15 protein-coding genes are annotated in these 20163 nt (G+C 67.8%); 11 read left to right on the top strand and 4 right to left on the bottom strand.

Features of this window, described 5'->3' with window-relative positions; genetic code table 11:
* Positions 1 to 58 precede the first annotated feature (58 nt).
* A complete protein-coding gene (pqqA, locus tag FHY18_RS05385; RefSeq protein WP_002812057.1) occupies positions 59 to 139 on the bottom strand; it encodes a pyrroloquinoline quinone precursor peptide PqqA in 81 nt (26 codons plus the stop codon).
* Positions 140 to 431: 292 nt separating this feature from the next.
* On the opposite strand from pqqA, the gene FHY18_RS05380 reads away from it, so the two are divergent.
* Positions 432 to 2615, top strand: a complete 2184-nt coding sequence (locus FHY18_RS05380) for a bifunctional (p)ppGpp synthetase/guanosine-3',5'-bis(diphosphate) 3'-pyrophosphohydrolase (RefSeq protein WP_276577118.1) — start codon at positions 432 to 434, stop codon at positions 2613 to 2615.
* Positions 2616 to 2941: 326 nt separating this feature from the next.
* Positions 2942 to 4456 (top strand): hypothetical protein, encoded by a 1515-nt coding sequence (locus FHY18_RS05375; protein ID WP_259152207.1) that lies wholly within the window; start codon positions 2942 to 2944, stop codon positions 4454 to 4456.
* Between the two features lie 298 nt (positions 4457 to 4754).
* Here the strand turns inward: FHY18_RS05375 and FHY18_RS05370 are convergent, their stop codons facing one another.
* A complete protein-coding gene (locus FHY18_RS05370; protein ID WP_259152206.1) occupies positions 4755 to 6860 on the bottom strand; it encodes a glycosyltransferase in 2106 nt (701 codons plus the stop codon).
* Positions 6861 to 7098: 238 nt separating this feature from the next.
* Here FHY18_RS05370 and mrcB point away from each other — a divergent pair, with 238 nt between their 5' ends.
* From mrcB to FHY18_RS05345, 5 genes are all read left to right on the top strand, one after another.
* Positions 7099 to 9543: a penicillin-binding protein 1B gene (gene mrcB / locus FHY18_RS05365; protein WP_259152204.1), complete on the top strand. Its 2445-nt coding sequence runs from the start codon at positions 7099 to 7101 to the stop codon at positions 9541 to 9543.
* A gap of 13 nt (positions 9544 to 9556) precedes the next feature.
* Positions 9557 to 10081 (top strand): hypothetical protein, encoded by a 525-nt coding sequence (locus FHY18_RS05360; RefSeq protein WP_259152202.1) that lies wholly within the window; start codon positions 9557 to 9559, stop codon positions 10079 to 10081.
* Positions 10082 to 10648: 567 nt separating this feature from the next.
* Complete coding sequence (locus FHY18_RS05355; RefSeq protein WP_259152200.1) at positions 10649 to 12658, top strand: ATP-dependent DNA helicase; 2010 nt, start codon at positions 10649 to 10651, stop codon at positions 12656 to 12658.
* Between the two features lie 31 nt (positions 12659 to 12689).
* Entirely contained in the window at positions 12690 to 13409 is a 720-nt protein-coding gene (gene tsaB, locus FHY18_RS05350; protein WP_259152198.1) for a tRNA (adenosine(37)-N6)-threonylcarbamoyltransferase complex dimerization subunit type 1 TsaB, read from the top strand.
* On the top strand, positions 13406 to 14323 hold the full coding sequence (locus FHY18_RS05345) for an ADP-ribosylglycohydrolase family protein (protein ID WP_259152195.1): 918 nt from the start codon (positions 13406 to 13408) through the stop codon (positions 14321 to 14323). Before tsaB ends, FHY18_RS05345 begins: the two co-directional genes overlap by 4 nt.
* A 316-nt stretch (positions 14324 to 14639) precedes the next feature.
* Here FHY18_RS05345 and FHY18_RS05340 read toward each other — a convergent pair whose 3' ends face one another.
* Both FHY18_RS05340 and gshB read right to left on the bottom strand, forming a co-directional pair.
* Positions 14640 to 15515: an energy transducer TonB gene (locus FHY18_RS05340; RefSeq protein WP_259152194.1), complete on the bottom strand. Its 876-nt coding sequence runs from the start codon at positions 15513 to 15515 to the stop codon at positions 14640 to 14642.
* A complete protein-coding gene (gene gshB, locus FHY18_RS05335; RefSeq protein WP_259152193.1) occupies positions 15512 to 16462 on the bottom strand; it encodes a glutathione synthase in 951 nt (316 codons plus the stop codon). The genes FHY18_RS05340 and gshB overlap by 4 nt, the downstream gene beginning before the upstream one ends.
* A 237-nt stretch (positions 16463 to 16699) precedes the next feature.
* On the opposite strand from gshB, the gene pilG reads away from it, so the two are divergent.
* The 4 genes from pilG to FHY18_RS05315 are packed head-to-tail and all read left to right on the top strand — an operon-like array spanning position 16700 to position 20087.
* The gene (pilG, locus tag FHY18_RS05330) at positions 16700 to 17101 is read left to right on the top strand and encodes a twitching motility response regulator PilG (RefSeq protein WP_005913706.1); all 402 of its coding nucleotides are present in this window, start codon (positions 16700 to 16702) and stop codon (positions 17099 to 17101) included.
* Positions 17102 to 17118: 17 nt separating this feature from the next.
* Positions 17119 to 17481: a response regulator gene (locus FHY18_RS05325; protein WP_006450735.1), complete on the top strand. Its 363-nt coding sequence runs from the start codon at positions 17119 to 17121 to the stop codon at positions 17479 to 17481.
* A complete protein-coding gene (locus tag FHY18_RS05320; protein ID WP_005988637.1) occupies positions 17481 to 18011 on the top strand; it encodes a chemotaxis protein CheW in 531 nt (176 codons plus the stop codon). Before FHY18_RS05325 ends, FHY18_RS05320 begins: the two co-directional genes overlap by 1 nt.
* A 39-nt stretch (positions 18012 to 18050) precedes the next feature.
* A complete protein-coding gene (locus FHY18_RS05315) occupies positions 18051 to 20087 on the top strand; it encodes a methyl-accepting chemotaxis protein (protein WP_259152028.1) in 2037 nt (678 codons plus the stop codon).
* The last annotated feature ends 76 nt before the right edge of the window (positions 20088 to 20163 follow it).

Genomic DNA, 20163 nt, shown 5'->3' with positions numbered 1-20163 from the left:
GCAGGTGCCGGTCATGCATCAAGAGGAAAGGCGGCTGGTGCGATCGAGACGTGCCGGATCAAAACTCGCCAGAGACGTAGCAGTTGATTTCGGCGCCACAGTTGACTTCACGAACGACAGGCTTCTTCCAGGTCTTCATCGGCTACCTCGCAGTGGATGGAAAAACGCCGTCGCGGCGTAATGCAGCGATGACGTGGACCGAGCATAGGCAGCCGGTTTACTCCAATTGTAAAGAGCTTGTAAAAAGCCGCGATCGCGTCGCAATTGGCTTGGCGCGCTGATGCCAATCCATCGCAGAGCGGTTGCGAATCAAGGCCTTGGCGGGTGAACCGGGCATAAGCGCAGGCAGGCTGCCGGCAGCCGTTTGCGCGGAAATTGCGCGTTGTGGAGAAGGTGACGCGCACGTTACCGTAGCGATCAGACCCCAGTGATTGCCGGCCGCCGTGTCCACCGTTGTGACCAGTTCCTCATTCGAACGCCTGCATGCCTTGCTGCAGCGCCCGGCCCTTGCGTCGATTGCGCCGGCATTACGCGATGCATTGGCGCAGGCCTGGCAGGATGCGCCGCCCGCGCAGGCCGACGGCGTGCCGTGGGCATTGCTGGCCGACACGCTGGACGTGCTGGCATCGCTGGCAGCCGACGAGGCGACGTTGATTGCGGCACTGCTGTTCGACCTGCCTGCGTTACGCGGGGCGGTGGCTGGCCTGCCCTGGCAACCGGTGGAGCGGCGGGTGGCGGTAGAAGGGCTGCTGGACGGTCTGGATGCGGCCGACCAGGTCTGGGCGCTGCACGCCGGGCGCGAGGCCGGGCGCAACAGCGAGGGCTTGCGGCGGCTGCTGCTGTCCATCATCCACGATCTGCGCGTGGTGCCGATCCTGCTGGCGCGGCAGTTGGCGCGCATGCGTGTGGCCGACCGTCTCAGTGAAGAACAGCGCCGCGCGCTGGCCCAGCTCACCCGCGACATTCATGCGCCGCTGGCCAACCGGCTGGGCATCTGGCAAGTGAAGTGGGAGCTGGAAGACCTGGCCTTCCGGCACCTGGAACCGGACACCTACCGCCGCATCGCGCGCGAAGTGGACGAAACCCGGGTGGCGCGCGAGCGCTATCTGGAAGCGGTCAAGCGCACCTTGTCGGCGGCGCTCGCCCAGCAGGGCCTGCGCGCAGAGGTGAGCGGGCGACCAAAGCACATCTACAGCATCTGGCGGAAGATGCAGAAGAAGCGACTGTCTTTCGATCAGTTGTACGACATCCGCGCGGTGCGCGTGATGGTCGAGGACGTGGCGGCCTGCTACGCCGCCTTGGGTGCGGTGCATTCGTTGTGGGCACCGGTGCCCAGCGAGTTCGACGATTACATCGCCCGGCCCAAAGCCAACGACTACCGCTCGCTACATACCGCCGTGGTCGGCCCGGAAGGGCGCACCATCGAAATCCAGATCCGCACCCACGAGATGCATGCGCAGGCCGAGCTCGGCGTGGCCGCGCACTGGAAATACAAGGAAGGCGGCAAGGGCGGCGAAAAAGCCTTCGACCGCAAGATCCTGTGGATGCGCCAGTTGCTGGAGCAGGTGCAGGAAGGCGAGCACGGCGAGCTGGCCGGCGCGCTGGATGCCGAGCTGATCGAAGACCGCGTGTATGCGCTGACCCCCAAGGGCGAGGTCATCGACCTGCCGCAGGGCGCCACGCCGCTGGATTTCGCCTATCACGTGCACACCATGGTGGGACACCGCTGCCGTGGCGCCCGGGTCAACGACCGCATCGTGCCGCTGACCTATCGGCTGCGCAGCGGCGACCGGGTGGAGATCATGACTGCCAAGGAAGCCGACCCGCGCCGCGACTGGCTGCTGGCGTCCAACGGCTTTCTGGCCAGCGGGCGCTCGCGCGACAAGGTGCGCGCGTGGTTCCACAAGCTCGACCGTGCGCGCAATGTGCAGGCGGGCAAGGACCTGCTCGATCGCGAACTCAAGCGTCTGGGCCTGCAGCACGCCGATCTGAGCGTGGCGACGCGCAAGTTCCACGCGGAAAACCTTGACGATCTGTATATCCAGGTGGCGCTGGGCGATACCGGGCCGAACCAGGTCAGCCGTGCGCTGCTGGAAGCCGAGCGCGCCGCCTCGCAACCTGCAGTGCCGCCGCCGCCGCGACCCACCGCGCGCCGCGAGGGCTTGGGTAAATCCAAATTCACCGTAGAGGGCGTGGGCAATTTGCTGGTGCAACTAGCGCGGTGTTGCCAGCCGGTGGCCGGCGAGCCGATTGCCGGTTACCTCACCCGCGGCCGCGGCATCACTGTGCACCGCACCGACTGCGCGGCGTTGGCACGGCTGGCTGCCGCCCACCCGCAGCGCGTATTGCCGGTGGAGTGGGGCAAGGCCGGCAGCGGTTATGAAGTGGATGTGCAGGTGCGCGCGGTGGACCGCCGCTGGCTGCTCAAGGACATCACCAACCTGATCGCGCAGGAAGATGCGCACGTGCTGGAAATCAACAGCGACAACGTGCGCGACACCGGCAGGGCGCAGCTGCGCCTGCGGCTCAAGGTCAGCGACTACGACCAGCTGTCCGCCCTGCTCGGCAAGCTGGATGCCTTGCCGGGCGTGAATGAGGTGCGGCGACTGGGCTGAGCGCGGGTAGGCGGCTTAGCCGCTGGTCGGGGCGCATCATCGACTGCCTCTGCGCGCGTTGCGCTTTCGAACGTGGCGTGCGTGGCCGCCGTGCGGCGGAAACGCGTGCCTGGCAGGCTCCCCGGGCCGCCTGCAGATGCTGGAGGATGCATCGATGCACCGGGCCAGTTCGGGCAGCGCGCCGGCTCCCGTCGCGCTTGCCTTGACCAATCCCGACTCCCGAATCCGCCCCTCCTGCCCACCCACACCGTCTTCGCGGCACAGCCAGCTACCATAGGCACGTGAACGCGTCCCCGTCAGGTCGCGCCAAGGATGGACGCCACCGCATGTTTTCCCTGCCGCGCTGGGTCAGGTCGCCGCGCCTTTGGGCGCCGTTGCGCAGCCTTGCGCTATGGCGCGTGGTGCTGGTACTTGCCGCCTGCCTGCTGTTGAGCGTCATCGCGGCGCGCAAGCCGTTGGGCGATTTGCTGTGGCCGGACACCCGCATCCAGCAATTGCTGCAACGTGGCGATGCGGCGCTGTCGCGCGGCAAGCTCAGTGCCGCCGACGGCAGCGGTGCCCAGGAACTGTTCACCGCTGCGCTTGCGTTGGATAACGATCGCAGCGAGGCGCGCATCGGGTTGGCGCGGACCGGCATGGCGGCCGTGGTGCAGGCGCGTGCCGCGATCGCGGCCGGCGATGCGGTCGCCGCGCAGCGCACGCTGGCACTGGCAACCGCACTGGAGGTGCCGCAGGCGCAGATCGCGCCGGTTGCGCTGCGGCTGCGTCAGTTGCAGGCACGCCGCGCCGGACTGGATGCCCTGCTGGCGCAGGCCGCTGCGGCCCAGCAGCAAGGTCGCCTGGATGGCACGCCCGACAGCGCGCTGCCGCTGTATCAGCGCATCCTGACCCTGGCGCCCGACCGCACCGACGCGCTGGAAGGGCGCGAAGATGCCCTGACCGATCTGTTGGCGCAGGCGCGTCATGCGCTGGCGCGCGACGCCCTCGGCGAGGCGGCGGCCCTGCTGGCCGCCGCCAAGCGCTACGACGCCGGGCACGCCGACGTGCCGTCGACCGAGGGGCACTATCACCGTGTGCTGGATCAGCGCCGGCAGCGCGCCGAGGTATTGTTGCGCCGTGGTCGCTTGGCACCTGCGGCACGCGATTTCAACGCGGTGCTGGCGGCCGAGCCGGAGGATGTCGGTGCGCATCGCGGGCTGGAACGGGTGGCCAGCGAATACGCCGCGCAGGCAGGCCGGCAGGCCGCGGATTTTCAGTTCGACGCGGCGATGCAGTCGCTGCAACAGGCGCAGTCGCTGGTGCCGGGTGCCGCATCCATCGCCCAGGCCGAGCAGGCCATCGCGCGCGCCCGCGATGCCCAGCGCGGCCCGGAAACGGGTCTGTCACGCGGCGTTCGCGAGCGCCGTTTGCGGGGGCTGCTGCAACGTGTTGCCGATGCCGAAGCGCGCCAGCAATGGATGACGCCACCCGGTGTCAGCGCCTACGACGCGGTGCGCGCGGCGCAGGCACTGGCACCGCGCGACCCACGCGTACTGCAGGCCGCCGCGCGCGTGGCGCCGGCCAGCCAGCGCTGTTTCGAAGACGAACTACGCAACAACCGGCTGCGCGCCGCGCGCGGCTGCCTGGATGCCTGGCAGGCATTGACCCCGAATGGCGATGCGCTGGCCGGCGCGCGTCGACGTCTTGCGCAGCGCTGGGTTGCGGTCGGCAGCGAGCGCCTGGGCCAGGAGGATGCGGCGTTCGCACGCCGTGCGCAGGAACAAGCGCATCAGCTGGATCCCGGTTTGCCGGAGTTGGCCGAATTCACGCGCCGGGTCAGGGCGGTGGCGGAGCAGCGCTGAGGCGTGGGTTGTCGTCGTTGGCGTTCGGCCTGTGGACGCCGGCGGTAGGTGGCGACCAGGCCGCAAGACATCCCGGCTGTCGATCCCTTCTGCCGTCGGGAGAAGGTGCCCGAAGGGCGGATGAGGGTGCGCGCGAAGCATCGCGATCCATATCTGCCTTCGTCGTTGCGATGGGCCAATCCCGTCACCCATCAAGCGCTGCGCGCGCCCGCATCAGGGCAGCCCGCAATCCTCCGCGCAGCACGACCAATGCATCTGCCCGATCCGCAACGGGCCAGTCGCTCACCCGCGGCGCCGTTCACCCCGCGATAAACAGCTCGCGGACCGTTGCGCGCGCTGCATCCAGCGAGAAGTGTTCGGCCACGTTGCGCAGGCCGTTATCGGCCAGCTTCTGCCATTGCGCCGCGTCCTGGTACAGCCGCACGATGGCATTGGCGAAAGCATCGGCCTCATCGGCCACGCAGACATCCTCGCCATCGCGCAGATGCATGCCTTCCACCGCGCAGGTGGTGCCGACCACCGGTTGACCATGCGCCATGCTCAGGTTGATCTTGCCCTTGACCCCGGCACCGAAGCGCAGTGGGGCGACCGCAATGCGGGCGCTGTCCATGAACGGCACCAGATCCGGCACATGGCCGTGCAGGCGCACGCCGGGGCATTCTTCCGCGAGCAGCTTCAGCGCTTCCGGAAGATCCGCGCCGATGCAGTGAAACTCCACAGTGGGCAGGTGCGCGCGCACCTGCGGAAAGATCGCGCTGATGAACCATTGCACCGCATCTGCGTTCGGCGGATGCCGGAAGCCGCCCACGAACACCAGGTCGCGGCGTTGTTCGAAGCTGTGGCCGCTGCCGGCGACCTCGTGCAGGTTGGAGAGCAGGGCGGTGCGGATCTGTGGCGCATCCGCGTGCAATTGCGCCTGTTCGGCGGCAGACACCAGCACGGTGACGTCGGTGGCCGCCATGATCTCCAGCTCGCGGACCCGGGTACGTTCGGCGCTGCGCAGCAGATTGGCGTCGCCGGCGAGCTCGGCGCCGCGGCGCTCGCGCAGGTAGTGCAGGTCGACGGTGTCGAACAGTGTGCGTGCCTGCGGCGCGTACTGTTTCAACAGCGGCAGGCAGGCGTGGGCAACGTGATGGCGTACCAGCAGCACCACTGCAAAGCGCGCGCCGTGCGTGCGCAACCAGCTGCCGATGCCGTCCAGGAACGGCGCGTACCAGACCTCCACGCCCAGCTGCTGCAGTGCCTGGGTATGGCGCCCGGCATGTTCGCGCCGGGTCGGCACGAACACCACATGCGCGCCTTCTTCGCGCAGCAGCCGGATCAGATTGAACTGCCGCAGCGATCCGGAATCGCGATCCGGCTGCGGCACGCATTCGTCCAGGATCAGCACCTGGCGTTGCGCGCGATGCAGGTGCGCCGGGCCTGGCACCGTGCCGACCGGCAACTGCGTCGCCAGCGCCTGCTGCCATTTCTCCGCAAAAACCGCCTGATTGCGCACCTGATAGGCCTTCACCCCGGTACGCGTGTCGGTGCCGTCGCTGGTGCCTTCGTCATGTACCACCACGCTGGCCGGTTGCACCAGGACCTGACGCCCGGCAGCGCGCACTGCGAAGGCCAGGTCGGCAGCATTCCAGCCCGATGAAGGGTCGCAGCCGTCCAGGCCGCCCAGGGTCGTCAGCAACAGCGCTCGCGGCAGCGCAATCGCCGCACCGGAGCAGTAGTCCATCGCGCGGACATAGGCATAGCGCGGGTCGTCGGCCGACTCGAAGCGGCCGTAGCTCCAGGCGCTGCCGTCGCCGAAGACCACACCGCCAGACTCTTGCAGGCGCCCGTCCGGGTACACCAACTGCGCGCCGACCAGGCCGGCGTCCGGATACGCGGCAAACGTGTCGATCAGCCGATCCAGCCAGCCGGGCTGCGGAATGGTGTCGTTGTTGAGCAGCACCACGTACTCGCCGCGTGCCAGCGCGATCCCGTCGTTGCAGGCAGCGATGAAGCCGCCGTTGCTGGCGCGCAGGTGGTACCGCAGGCCGGCGATCTGCGGCAGCTGCACGGCGGTGGCATCGCTGCTGCCGTCGTCCACCACGACGATCTCCACCTCCCGCTGCGGCGGATGTGCAGCCAGCGCACGCAGGCAGGCCAGGGTATGGGCGATGTGATCATAGACCGCGATCACCACCGTCACGCGCGGCGCGGCGCTGTGCGGCACGGCAAATGCGGCAAACGGCGTGGCGTCGGGCAGCCACAACGGTGTGCCGAGCGCGACCGGGGGGGGCTGCGTGTGCACCCGAATGCGCTGCCAGGTCGCACGCCATCCGCGTGTGCGCATGCTGGCCACGCTGCGGTGGATCAGGCCGAGCACGCGATTGAACAGATAGCGCGCATCGGCCAGTGACATCGACATTGCGTTGAAACTCCAGCGGAGAGACCGGTGAGCGTAGCGGGCAGGTGGTGCGATGGCACAGCCGGCCGACAACCTCTGCCAGTGTAACGAGAGGGCACTGGCCGCGCCGAGCACAGGCTCCGCTGGCGCGGAGGCGGGCGTTGGCGTTTGTTAGCCGCGCTTAAGTCGGCGGGGCCAGCGCGGCGCAACCACGACAGCGCTGCGCTAGACTCGCCGGACTCTACATTTTCGCATCCCCGTGCCCCGACGCTACGACCACGACGATTCCGACGACTTTCAGGACGACTCCAACGCGCAAGGCTCCCGCTGGCAACGCAGGCTGATTGTCTGGGGCTTTGCCGCGATCGCGCTGGCGCTCGGTTTCCTGATCCCCTACACGGTGTATCTGAACAAGCAGGTCAGCCAGCGCTTCGGCGAGCTGCGTTGGCAGATCCCGACCCGTGTGTACGGGCGCCCGCTGGTGCTGGTGCCCGGCAATGCGCTGGATGCGGCCACGCTCAAGACCGAACTCGATGCGGCGTCCTACCGCGACGACGGCCAGGCCAAGCTGGCCGGCACCTATCGGCAGGAAGGCAGCCGCTTCACCATCGCCAGCCGCGGCTACAACGACGTGGACGGGCGCGTGCCTGCGCGGCGCATCGAGGTGAGCCTGTCCGGCGGGCGCGTGGCCAGCCTGCGCGATGCCGGCGATCGCAAGGCGCTCAAGAGCGCGCGGCTGGACCCGGCGCGCATCGCCACGCTGTATGGACAAAAGCAGGAAGAGCGCCGCCTGGTGCGCATGGAAGAAGTGCCCGAGCTGCTGGTGACCGGCTTGCAGGCGGTGGAAGACCGCGACTTCAACAGCCACCACGGCATCGATCTGAGCGGCATGGTACGGGCGGCCTGGATCATGCTGCGCTCCGGCGGCCAGGTCCGTCAGGGCGCCAGCACCCTGACCCAGCAGCTGGCGCGCAGCGGTCTGCTCGGCATCGGCAAGGAGCAGACGGTCACGCGTAAATTCAACGAGATTCTGTACGCGGTGATCATGGAGGCGCGCTACGACAAGCGCACCATCCTGGAGGCCTACCTCAACCAGGTCTATCTGGGCCAGCGCGGCGGGCAGGCCATCCACGGCGTGTCGTCAGGTGCGGAGCTGTGGTTCGGCCGCGAGCTCACCTCGATGACCACCGAGCAGATCGCGCTGCTGATCGGGCTGGTCAAGGGGCCGTCGTATTACGACCCACGGCGCAATCCGGAGCGCGCGCTGGACCGGCGCAACTTCGTGCTGGGCAAGCTGCACGAGAACCAGCTGATCGACGATGCCGAGTACAAGCGCGCGCTGGCTGCGCCGCTGGGCGTGCCCACCGAACCGGGCCTGGTCGCGGCCAACCGCTTCCCGGCCTATGTGGACCTGGTGCGCCGGCAGCTGGCTCACGACTATCCCGAAGGCGTGCTGCAGGGCGCCGGCATGAGCGTGCTCACCGGCATGTCGCCGTCCGCCCAGGCCTATGCCGAAGGCGCGGTGACCGGCACCATCAAGCGGCTGGACAACAAGAAACGTCCGCCGCTGCAGGCCGGCCTGGTGGTGACCGATGTGCACAACGGCGATGTGCTGGCAGTGGTCGGCAGCCGCGATGTGGCCAAGCCCGGCTTCAATCGTGCGGTGGAGGCGCAGCGGCAGGTGGGCTCGTTGCTCAAGCCGTTCGTCTATCTGCTGGCACTGGCTTCGCCGGACCGCTGGGCCTTGTCCAGTTGGGTCGATGATTCCCCGGTGACGGTGCAGCTCAGCCGGGGCAAGACCTGGTCGCCGGGCAATTCCGACAACCGCAGTCACGGCACGGTGCGGCTGGTCGATGCACTGGCGCATTCGTATAACCAGGCCACGGTGCGGGTGGGCATGCAGGTCGGCGCCGATCGCGTGGCGCAATTGATCCAGGTGCTGGCCGGCATCAAGGCCGACCCGAACCCCTCGCTGATCCTGGGCGCGACCGATCAGAGCCCGTACGGCATGGCGCAGCTGTACCAGTTCCTGGCGGCCGGTGGCGAGATCCAGCCGCTGCATGCGGTGCGTGGCGTGCTCGATCCGCAGGGCAAGTTGCTCAAGCGCTACGACAAGACGCCGGCACCGGCGCAGGAAGGCGACTCGGTGGCGGCCAACCTGATCAGCGTCGCGCTGCAGCAGGTGGTCAGCGGCGGTACCGCGCGGCAGCTGCTGGGCGATGGCCTGGGGCGCCTGTCGCCTGCGGGCAAGACCGGAACCTCAAACGATGGCCGCGACAGCTGGTATGCCGGCTATACCGGCGACCATCTGGCGGTGATCTGGATGGGGAACGACCAGAACGCCGAGACCGGCCTGTACGGCGCCACCGGCGCGATGCGGGTGTGGTCGAGCATCTTCGCGCGCCTGCCCAGCGCGCCGTTGAAGGTGAACGGCAAGGGCCTGGACTGGCAGTGGGTGGACGCGGCCGGCACGGGCGTTACCGATGCCGGCTGCCCGGGCGCGCGGCAGTTCCCGTTCGTGGTCGGCTTCACGCCGGCCTATGCGTCGTGCGCCGGCAATGCGCCCTCCATCGAAGGCGTGCCCGACGATGGGTCCGCACCTGCCGAGCAATCCAGCGGCGGCGGCTGGCGGCGTTTCTTCGGATTGGAAAAGAAGCCGGAAGAACCCGCACCGGCGCCCGCGTCGGCGCCCCCTGCACATTGACTGGAGTGACCCCATGATCCGATTGCATCGCCTTGTTGCCCTGATCGGCGTGCTCGCCGCAGTCACTGCCTGCGTCAGTGCGCCGCCCGCGCCGCCGCCGACGCCGGTGGACCCGACCACGCCGACACAACGGCTGTTGCTGATCGAGCGCGAAGCCGGCGTGGACGACACCGAGCTGTCGGTGCAGCCGCTGCGCGACCCGCAGGTGGACGACCTGCGCGAGAGCGCCAAGGCCAAGCGCCAGGCCGGCGACCTGCCCGGTGCAGCGGCGGCGCTGGATCAGGCGCTGAAGCTGGTGTCCGGTGACCCGGCAATCTTGCAGGAGCGTGCCGAAGTGGCCGTGCTGCAGGCCGATTGGCCGGCGGCCGAACGCTTCGCCAACCAGGCAGTGGAGCTGGGTTCCAAGACCGGCCCGCTGTGCCGTCGTCATTGGGCCACCATCGAGCAATCGCGGCTGGCGCGTGGCGAAAAGGAAAATGCCGCCTCGGCCAAGGCGCAGATCGCCGGTTGCACTGTGCCGGGCGTAAAACGCTACTGAGTGCGTGCACTACCGGTTGCGCTGCAGGCAGCGCGACCGGCCCGGCCGGCTGCGCCATGCGGGAGTGGGATGTGTGGCTGCATCCTGCGGTCCGCGGACAGGTCGACTCGATCGGGGCGCCCACCGCCGCGTCGCAGCGGGCCTGAAGTCTTCGAGTGTGATGCGTTGTTTGCCGCGCGCATGGCATGGGCAATCCTTCTTGTCGTCTGCAAGTCGCCGATGCATGCCGGCCCAACCGCCGGGTGAGGAGTGTGCAATGCCGGCCGGGATGCACACCCTGTGCGTGGAATGGGGTGGGCGGTGTAGCGACGACCACACAACAGCGCCTAGGACACACCGATGACGCAATGGCCCTACTGCATCGAAAGCCTGTGGAATGTCGAGGGCCATCCTCGTCAGGCGCGGATGGCGCGGCGCAGTCACAAGGTCGCCACATCGCCGGCCACGTGCGCCGCAGCCGCCTTGCCGCGATGAAGTGTTTACCGGCTGCTGCAGGCCCGATCCAGGCAGCATCCCCGCGCACGCGCTAGGCTGTCGTGCTTCATCTTCCGCATTCTCCTTGGTCTCATGTCCCAACTAGCCACTGCCAGCATCGAGGCGCTCAGCGAGGGCGGGGCGCTTGCGCGTCAGCTCGATGCGTTTGCACCGCGCGATGCGCAGTTGCGCCTGACCGGCGCCATCGCCGAGGCGTTCGAGCAGCGCGAGGTGCTGCTGGCCGAGGCCGGTACCGGTACCGGAAAAACGTACGCATATCTGGTGCCGGCATTGCTGTCCGGCCTCAAGACCATCGTCTCCACCGGCACACGCGCGCTGCAGGATCAGCTGTTCCACCGCGACCTGCCGCGCGTGCGCGCCGCGTTGGGCATCGGGCTGCGCAGCGCGCTGTTGAAAGGCCGCGCCAATTACCTGTGCAAGTACCGCACCCAGCAGGCGCGCGGCGAGCCGCGCCTGGCCACGCCCGAGCAGGTGTCGCAATTCCAGCGCATCGTGGCCTGGAGCGGGCGTACCCAGTACGGCGACATGGCCGAGATGGACGCCTTGCCGGACGATTCGCCGCTGCTGCCGATGGTGACCTCCACTGTCGACAACTGCCTGGGCACCGAGTGCCCGTTCTACGGCGAATGCTTTGTGGTGCAGGCGCGCCAGCGTGCGCAGGCCGCCGATCTGGTCGTGGTCAATCACCATCTGCTGCTGGCCGATCTGGCGCTCAAACAGGAAGGCTTCGGCGAGATCCTTCCGGGCGCGCAGGCGTTTGTCATCGACGAAGCGCACCAGCTGCCGGAGCTGGCGGCCAATTTCTTCGGCGAAAGCTTCGGCATGCGCCCGTGGCAGGAGCTGGCGCGCGATTGCATGGTCGAAGCGCGTCTGGTCGCCGGCGCGCAGGCCAGTCTGCAGGAGCCGATCCTGGCCCTGGACGAAGCCTTGCGCGGCTTGCGTGCCGGCATGGAAGGCCTGCCGCCGCGCGGCACGCAATGGCGTGCACTGGCCAAACCGCAGGTGCGCGAAGGGTTCGATGCGGTGCTGTCGGCATTGGCACGATTGGCCGAATCGCTGCTGCCGTTGCGCGAGGCCTCGCCGGGATTCGATGGCTGCACGGCGCGCGCGCAGGAAGCGTTGAACAGGTTGTCGCGCTGGCTGGGCGAGGACGTAGCGGTGGCGGATTTCGCGCAGGATCCGCCGGAACAAACCGTCGACAACGATGTGCTCTGGTATGAGCTGAGTCCGCGTGGATTCCGTTGCCAGCGCACGCCGCTGGACGTGTCCGGGCCGCTGCGCGAGCATCGCGAAAAATCGCAGGCGGCCTGGGTGTTCACCTCGGCCACGCTGGCGGTGGGTGGCGAGTTCGACCACATCGCGCTGCGGTTGGGCTTGAACGACCCGGTGACCTTGCTGCAACCCAGCCCCTTCGACTGGGGGCGTCAGGCGTTGTGCTACCTGCCGCCGAACCTGCCCGATCCGGCCGCGCGCGGTTTCGGTACGGCCTTGATCGCGGCACTGACCCCGGTGCTGGAAGCTTCCAATGGCCGCGCGTTCCTGCTGTTCGCTTCGCACCGTGCGCTGCGCGAGGCGGCCGAAGCGCTGCGTGGTGCGCCGTGGCCGCTGTTCGTGCAGGGCGAAGCGCCGCGCGCAACGTTGCTGCAGCGCTTTCGCGATTCCGGCAACGGCGTGCTGCTGGGGTCGGCTAGTTTCCGCGAAGGCGTGGACGTGGTCGGCGACGCCTTGAGCGTGGTGGTGATCGACAAGTTGCCGTTTGCCGCGCCCGACGACCCGGTGTTCGAAGCGCGCCTGGACGCGATCCGCCGCGAGGGCGGCAACCCGTTCCGCGACGAGCAATTGCCGCAAGCGGTCATCGCGCTCAAGCAGGGCGTGGGCCGGCTGATCCGCAGCGAGACCGACCGCGGCGTGCTGGTGCTGTGCGACCCGCGATTGGTGAACAAGAGCTACGGCCGCACCTTCATGAAATCGCTGCCGCCGTTTGCGCGCACGCGCGAGATCGACGAAGTGCGGGCGTTTTTTGGCGCCACCGCGCCGCTGGGCGACAATGGCGTCCCGGCGTTGCCGTTCGACGACGGCTGATCTTCCTCCTTCTTGCTGCCACGGCCCTGCCATGAACGTTCTCGCATTCGAAACCTCTACCGAAGCCTGCTCGGTCGCGCTGCACGTGGGCGGGTGCGTCATCGAGCGTTTCGAACTGGCGCCGCGTCGTCACGCGGAACTGGCATTGCCGTGGGCCGAGCAGCTGCTGGCCGAGGCCGGCATCACGCGGCGCCAGCTCGATGCGATTGCGGTCGGCCGCGGGCCCGGTGCGTTTACCGGCGTGCGCCTGGCCATCGGTATCGCGCAGGGCATTGCGTTAGGCCTGGATCGGCCGGTGCTGGCGGTCTCCACGCTGCAGGTACTGGCGTTGCGCGCGCCTGCCGAGGCGAAGCATGTGCTGGCCTGCATCGATGCGCGCATGGGCGAGGTGTATGCCGGCGTCTTTGTGCGTCACGACGATGGTGTATTGGAACTGATGCCTGAAGTGGTGTGCACGCCCGACACCTTGGTCGTGCCGGACACCGCGCACCGTTTCGCCGGAGTGGGCACCGGCTTCGCTGCCGCCGATGGTCTGCTGCAGCGGCGTTTTGCAGCGCAGCTGAGTGGCATCGATGCCAGCGCCCTGCCGCACGCCGCCGACCTGCTCACGCTGGCATTGCCGGCGTTGCAGCGTGGCGAAGGCGTGGCGCCGGAGCGTGTGGAACCGGCGTATCTGCGCGATAACGTCGCACTGACCTTGGTCGAGCAGCAGGCCGCACGCGCAGCGAAGGCGGGCGCAGCCGCGCCATGACGCACGGCGAACGCGAACGCGCGCGGTTTCGCGGCTGTCTGCTGGGCCTGGCGGTCGGCGATGCGCTTGGCACCACGCTGGAATTCTGCGCGCCGGGCAGCTTTACCCCGATCGACGACATGCGCGGAGGCGGCCCGTTCGCGCTGCGTGCCGGGCAATGGACCGACGACACCTCGATGGCCTTGTGCCTGGCGCACAGCCTGCTGCATCGGAACGGATTCGATGCCGCCGATCAGATGAATCGCTATTGCAACTGGTACCAGCACGGCTACCTCAGCAGCACCGGCAGCTGTTTCGATATCGGCAGCACCGTGCGGCAGGCGCTGGAGCGCTATCTCGATGGCGGTCCGGCCTTCAGCGGCAGCGAGGACCCGCGCGCGGCCGGTAACGGCTCATTGATGCGGCTGGCGCCGGTGGCGATGTATTACGCGTATCGCCCGGCTGAGTTGGGCGCGCGTGCTGCGGACAGTTCGCGTACCACGCATGCCGCCGCCGAAGCGTTGGACGCCTGCCGGCTGTTCGCGCTGCAGCTGCATGCCGCGTTGCTGGGTGGCGAGCGTGGGGCAGTGCTGCAGACGCAGTGCAACGAGTTAGTCACGCCGACAGTGCGCGCACTGGCCGCACGCAACCACGCGGCGGTGCCCGCGGCGCAGATCCGCGGCACCGGCTATGTGGTCGATTCGCTGTCGGCCGCGCTGTGGTGTTTCGCCACCACCGAGACATTCGCCGATGCGGTGCTGCGTGCAGCCAATCTGGGCGACGATGCCGACACCACCGCCGCCATCTGCGGCCAGCTGGCGGGGGCGTTCTACGGCGTCGACGGCATTCCGGCCGCCTGGCGCGAGCGGGTGCAGGACGCGGCCGAGATCATGGCATTGGCCGATCGGCTGCATGCCGCCGCATCGATGGCCTGAGGTCCGGGCCGCGGCGGACCGTGCCGCTCCATCTGCCGCACGCGGCAGGTAATACAGGTGTCCACGCCGTCGAGCACATTTCCAGGTGCGGCAGTCGAGCGCACGCCGGCGTTGCCGGCCTGCTGCAGGTCGGACGCCACGCCGCCGTTCCAGCCGGTGAGCAGGGGTGCACGCTCGGCATCCACGCTCATGCAGGCTGCCTCACCGACGGTGCGAGGACTACGTGCCGCTGATCCTGCGTTGCCGCCTTCTACCGGGTCAGGATCGCGCCTGGTCGTGGGGTGGTGTATCGCGCAGAGCGCGCGCCTGGGCGGTCTCAGCGATCGTCGTGCAGCTCGCCGCCGGGCAGGAACAGCCAGGTGCGGGTGACTTCCAGAATGTCCACGTCGTCCTTGGTCCTGGGCAGGGGCGGGAACGGCTGGGCCAGTTGCACCACGCGCAACGCGGCATCGTCCAGCGCCGGCACGCCGCTGGAGATCAGCACGCGGCTGCTTTCCACGCTACCGTCGCGGCGCACGCCCACGCTGATGACGACCTTGCCGCCCAGCCGGCGCCGCCGCGCTTCGTCCGGATAATTCAGATTGCCCACGCGCTCGGCGCGATCCACCCACGCGCGCAGATAGTTGGCGTACGCATATTCGCGGGTGCTGGCCGAGACGAACTTGCGGTTGGGGCGCTTGGCGTACTGCTCCGAGCGCAGATGCACCTCGGCGGCGAGCCGGGCCATTTCCGCGTCGCGCTGCACGCGCTGTGCATCGGCCGGGGTGAGCGGGTCGGTCCGCGGGTTGGGTTGCGGCGTGGGCATCGTCTGCTCGCCGCGACGGCTGCTGACCACGCGGGTCTGGGTCGGCTCCGGTGCCTGCACGCTGGTGGCGCGCTGCGCCTGTGGCGCGAGCCCGGTGCGGTCCTGCGGTACTACGCCGGGCTGGCTGTCGCGCGGGCGCTGGGCGGTGTCGTGGTCGCCGCCGCCCTGCTGGTTGGCCTGGGCCAGGAAGTCGGCCTGTTTCGGCGTCAACGGCGTGCTGGTCTGGCTGAAGATCACGTCCAGTGTCGGCACCAGCGGCGCATCCTCGCTGACCGTGAAACCCACCCCCAGGATCAGCGCGGCGTGCAGCAACAGCGAGATCACCAGCATCGCGCTCAGGCGCTGGCGGTCGTCCATCGCTGCAGGCTGCGCCGCGGCCTTGCTCATTGCGCGGTGCCGGCCTCGATCGCGTCGAACAGCAGCCCGGCGATGTTCAGGCCGAACTGCGCATCCAGCTCGCGCACGCAGGTGGGGCTGGTGACGTTGACCTCGGTCAGGTAATCGCCGATCACGTCCAGACCGACGAAGCGCATGCCGCGCCGGCGCATTTCCGGGCCGACCTGCGCGGCGATCCAGCGGTCGCGCTCGGACAGGGGGCGGCCTTCGCCACGCCCGCCGGCGGCCAGGTTGCCGCGGAATTCGTCGCCCTGCGGAATCCGCGCCAGGCAGTAGTCCACCGGCTCGCCGTCCACCAGCAGGATGCGCTTGTCGCCGGCGGTGATGTCCGGGATGAAGCGCTGCGCCAGGGTCAGCTTGCGGTTGCCGTCGGTGAGCGTTTCCAGGATCACGTTGAGGTTGGGGTCGCCGGTGCCACTGCGGAAGATCGAGCGCCCGCCCATGCCGTCCAGCGGCTTCAGCACGGCTTGGCCGTGTTCCAGCACGAACGCCTTCAGCGTCGCCGCATCGCGGCTCACCAGCGTCGGCGGGCAGCATTGCGGAAACAGCAACGCCGCCAGCTTCTCGTTGTAGTCGCGCAGGCCCTGCGGGTCGTTGACGATCTGCGCGCCGGCGCGCTGGGCCACGCTCAGCACCTGGGTGTCGTAGACGAACTCGGCGTCCACCGGCGGGTCCTTGCGCATCAGCACCACCTGGCCGGGGCCGAATTCCAGTTCGGCGAACTCGCCCAGCGTGAACCAGCTTGTCTTGTCTTCGCGCACGCTCAAGGGGGCGACTTGCGCCACGGCGCGTCCCTCGCGCAGGCTGAGCCCGCCGGGGCGCACATAGTGCAAGCGGTGGCCACGACGCTGGGCTTCCAGCAGCATGGCGAAGGTGGTGTCTTTGGCGATCTTGATGGAGGCGATGGGATCCATCACCACAACGACGTCGAGCGACATGGGGCTAAACCTTTCGAACAAGCTGCCGATGGTAACTTCAAGCGGTGGGCGATGGCGTGCCCGACAGGTCGCGGATGCGCGACTTGCCGGTCCGGAGGCACCTGGCCGCGGTCGGAACGTCCGCCTGGCGGGGCCCCGGCAATGCGCCCTTGACAGTCGATGCGGGTCTTGGGATATACATGCAGTTTCGTAGCGACGTCGGAAGGGATGAAGCGTTGCGCGTCCGGGGATATTTGCATGAGTGAAAACATTGCTGCGGGTGGGGAACTCGCAGGACTGAAGGTGATGGTCATCGACGATTCGAAGACCATTCGCCGCACCGCCGAAACGCTGCTGAAGCGGGAAGGTTGTGAAGTAGTGACAGCGACCGATGGTTTCGAGGCACTGGCCAAGATTGCGGACCAGCAACCTCAGATCATTTTTGTCGACATCATGATGCCGCGCCTGGATGGGTACCAGACGTGCGCGTTGATCAAGGGCAACCAGCTCTTCAAGTCGACGCCGGTGATCATGTTGTCGTCCAAGGATGGCCTGTTCGACAAGGCGCGTGGCCGCATCGTCGGCTCCGAGCAATATCTGACCAAGCCATTCACCCGTGAAGAACTACTGAGCGCGATCCGCACGTACGTCCACGCCTGACCAGGGGGAAAGGCAACATGGCTCGAATTATATTGATCGAGGACTCGCCCACCGATCGGGCAGTCTTCAGTCAATGGCTGGAAAAAGCTGGCCATACGGTCGTCGCCACCGACAACGCCGAAGCGGGACTTGAGCTGATTCGCAGCCAGGCGCCCGATCTGGTGCTGATGGATGTGGTGCTGCCAGGTATGAGCGGCTTCCAGGCAACGCGTGCACTCGCACGCGACCAGGCCACCAAGGACATCCCCGTGCTGCTGGTCAGCACCAAGGGGATGGAAACCGACAAGGCATGGGGTTTGCGACAAGGTGCCAGCGACTACATCGTCAAGCCGCCGCGCGAAGACGATCTGATCGCTCGCATCAAACAACTGGTGCGTTGATGCGCTCTCCATTCGACATTCTCGAAGACTACGAGCGTCGTAGTCTTGCGCACGCCACGCCGCTGCCGGAGCGCCAGTTCTCGGCCGATATCTGGCGTGGCGTCGGCTATCGCGTCGGGACCCGGCGACTGGTGTCGGATTTCCGCGAAGTGGCGGAAATCGTGCCGATGCCACCGGTGACGCCGGTGCCCGGCGGGCAGCCCTGGTTGCTGGGGGTGGGCAACCTGCGCGGCAACCTGTTTCCGGTGATCGACTTGAAGCAGTTCCTGGAGGGCCGTCGCACGGTGCTGCAGGAAGGCCAGCGGGTGCTGATCATGCGTCAGAGCGGCGGCGACGTCGCGCTGACCATCGATGAGCTGTATGGCCAGCGCAGCTTCGAACAGTCCCAGGCGGTCGAACCCGGCGAGCTGGCGCAAGGCCGCTACGCCCACTTCATCGATCGTGCCTTCCGCAACGAGACGCAGGACTGGGGTGTGTTCTCCCTGGCGTTGCTGTCGCGCACTCCTGAATTCCGGCAGGCCGCGGCCTAAGCCGCGACCCCGCCACGTCATACAGATCGAGGTCGAACCATGAGTACCGCCCCGGACGCCCGCAAGACCAACAAGCTCGGCAGCGTCAGCACCAGCTTCTGGCTTGGCTTGCTGGTGTTGTCGATGATCGTGTTTGGCGCCAACACCGGCGTCGCGACCTGGCAGGGCAGTCGTCTTGCCGGTGCCGGCACCGGCGCGGCCGACTTGCAGGTGCTCTCGCAGCAGCTGGCCAACCAGGGCCGCGAAGCGGTCTCCGGCGATCCCAAGGCGTTCGCCGCGTTCAAGGAGACCAAGGGCCGCATCGACAGCACGGTGAGCGAACTGGATGGCCGCTACGGCCAGGAAGGCTCGGTCGCCAGTTCGATGGCCCAGCTCAAGGCGACCTGGGTGCCGCTCAGCAAGAACGCCGACCAGATCATCGCCAGCGAACCGGCGGTGCTCGGTCTGGCCGGCAACGCCGAACGCTTCACCGGCAGCGTGCCGCAGCTGCAGGCGCAGTTGAACGAGGTGGTGCGCGCGATGACGGTCAGCGGCGCACCTGCCTCGCAGATCTACAACACGCTGCAGCAGGTGGTGGTCGCCGGCACCATGGCGCGCCGGGTGACCGAAATGCGCGCCGGCGGCGCCAATGCCGCTGCCTCGGGCGACGCGCTGGCGCGCGACTCGGTGGTGTTCACGCAGATGCTGGAAGGCCTGCGCGCAGGTAACGAAGAACTGGGCATCGCCGCGGTGCGCAACCCGGCCGCCTTGTCGGCACTGGAGCAGTCGCAGGCGCAGTGGACGACGATGAAGAAGGACATCGACGCCATCCTCGCCAGCTCGCGCAACCTGTTCGCCGCGCAGTCCTCGGCCGCCGCCTTGACCGCCGGCTCCAACAAGATGCTCGACGACAGCAAGAAGCTGTTCGATGCGTTCTCTGCGTTCGGTTCGGTGCGCGATACGCGCCTGTTTCCGAACTTCTGGCTGGGTGTGGTTTCCGGCTTGATCGCATTGCTGGCCATTGTCGGTTTCGTGTGGAGCTCGGTGCGCGTACGGACCCGCGAGCAGGACGTGCGTTACCAGGCGCAGGTGGAATTCAACAGCCGCAACCAGCAGGCGATCATGCGGTTGCTGGACGAAATCAGCTCGCTGGGTGAAGGCGATCTGACCGTCAAGGCGTCGGTGACCGAAGACATGACCGGCGCCATCGCGGACGCCATCAACTACGCCGTGGACGAGCTGCGCCACCTGGTGACCACCATCAACGACACCTCGGCCAAGGTGGCCGTGTCGACCCAGGAAACCCAGGCCACGGCGATGCAGCTCGCCGACGCGGCCGGCCAGCAGGCCAACCAGATCACCACCGCGTCCGAGCGCATCAGCGAAATCGCTGCCAGCATCGAACAGGTCTCGCGCAACTCCACCGAGTCGGCCGAAGTGGCGCAGCGCTCGGTGGTCATCGCCGCCGAAGGTGCCGGTGTGGTGCGCGAGACGATTCAGGGCATGGACCAGATTCGCGACCAGATCCAGGAAACCTCCAAGCGCATCAAGCGCCTGGGCGAATCGACCCAGGAAATCGGCTCGATCGTGGAACTGATCAACGACATTTCCGAGCAGACCAACATCCTGGCGCTCAACGCCGCGGTGCAGGCCGCCTCGGCGGGCGAGGCCGGTCGCGGTTTCGCCGTGGTGGCCGACGAAGTGCAGCGCCTGGCCGAACGCACCTCCGGTGCGACGCGACGGATCGAAGGCCTGGTGCAGACGATTCAGGCCGATACCAACGAAGCGGTCAGCTCGATGGAGCAGACCACCTCCGAAGTGGTGTCCGGTGCGCGCCTGGCCGAAGACGCCGGCACCGCGCTGACCGAAATCGAGCGCGTGTCCAACGCACTGAACAACCTCATCAAGAACATCTCCATCGCCGCACACCAGCAGTCGGCTGCGGCGACGGACATCACACAGACCATGGGCGTGATCCGTCAGATCACCAGCCAGACATCGCAGGGTGCGGAACAGACGGCCGAGTCGATCGGCAACCTGGCTCAGCTCGCTGCCGATCTGCGCCGTTCGGTCGCCGACTTCAAGCTGCCGGCGTGACCACGACGCGGAACGGGAAAGGATCAGCAGATGGCGCGTAGTCGCATTACGTCGATGCAGGAAGTGACCGGTGACC

The sequence above is a fragment of the Xanthomonas sp. 3793 genome (genome assembly GCF_024806835.1).
GTDB lineage: Bacteria > Pseudomonadota > Gammaproteobacteria > Xanthomonadales > Xanthomonadaceae > Xanthomonas > Xanthomonas arboricola_F.
This window is presented reverse-complemented; position numbering and strand designations above follow the sequence as displayed.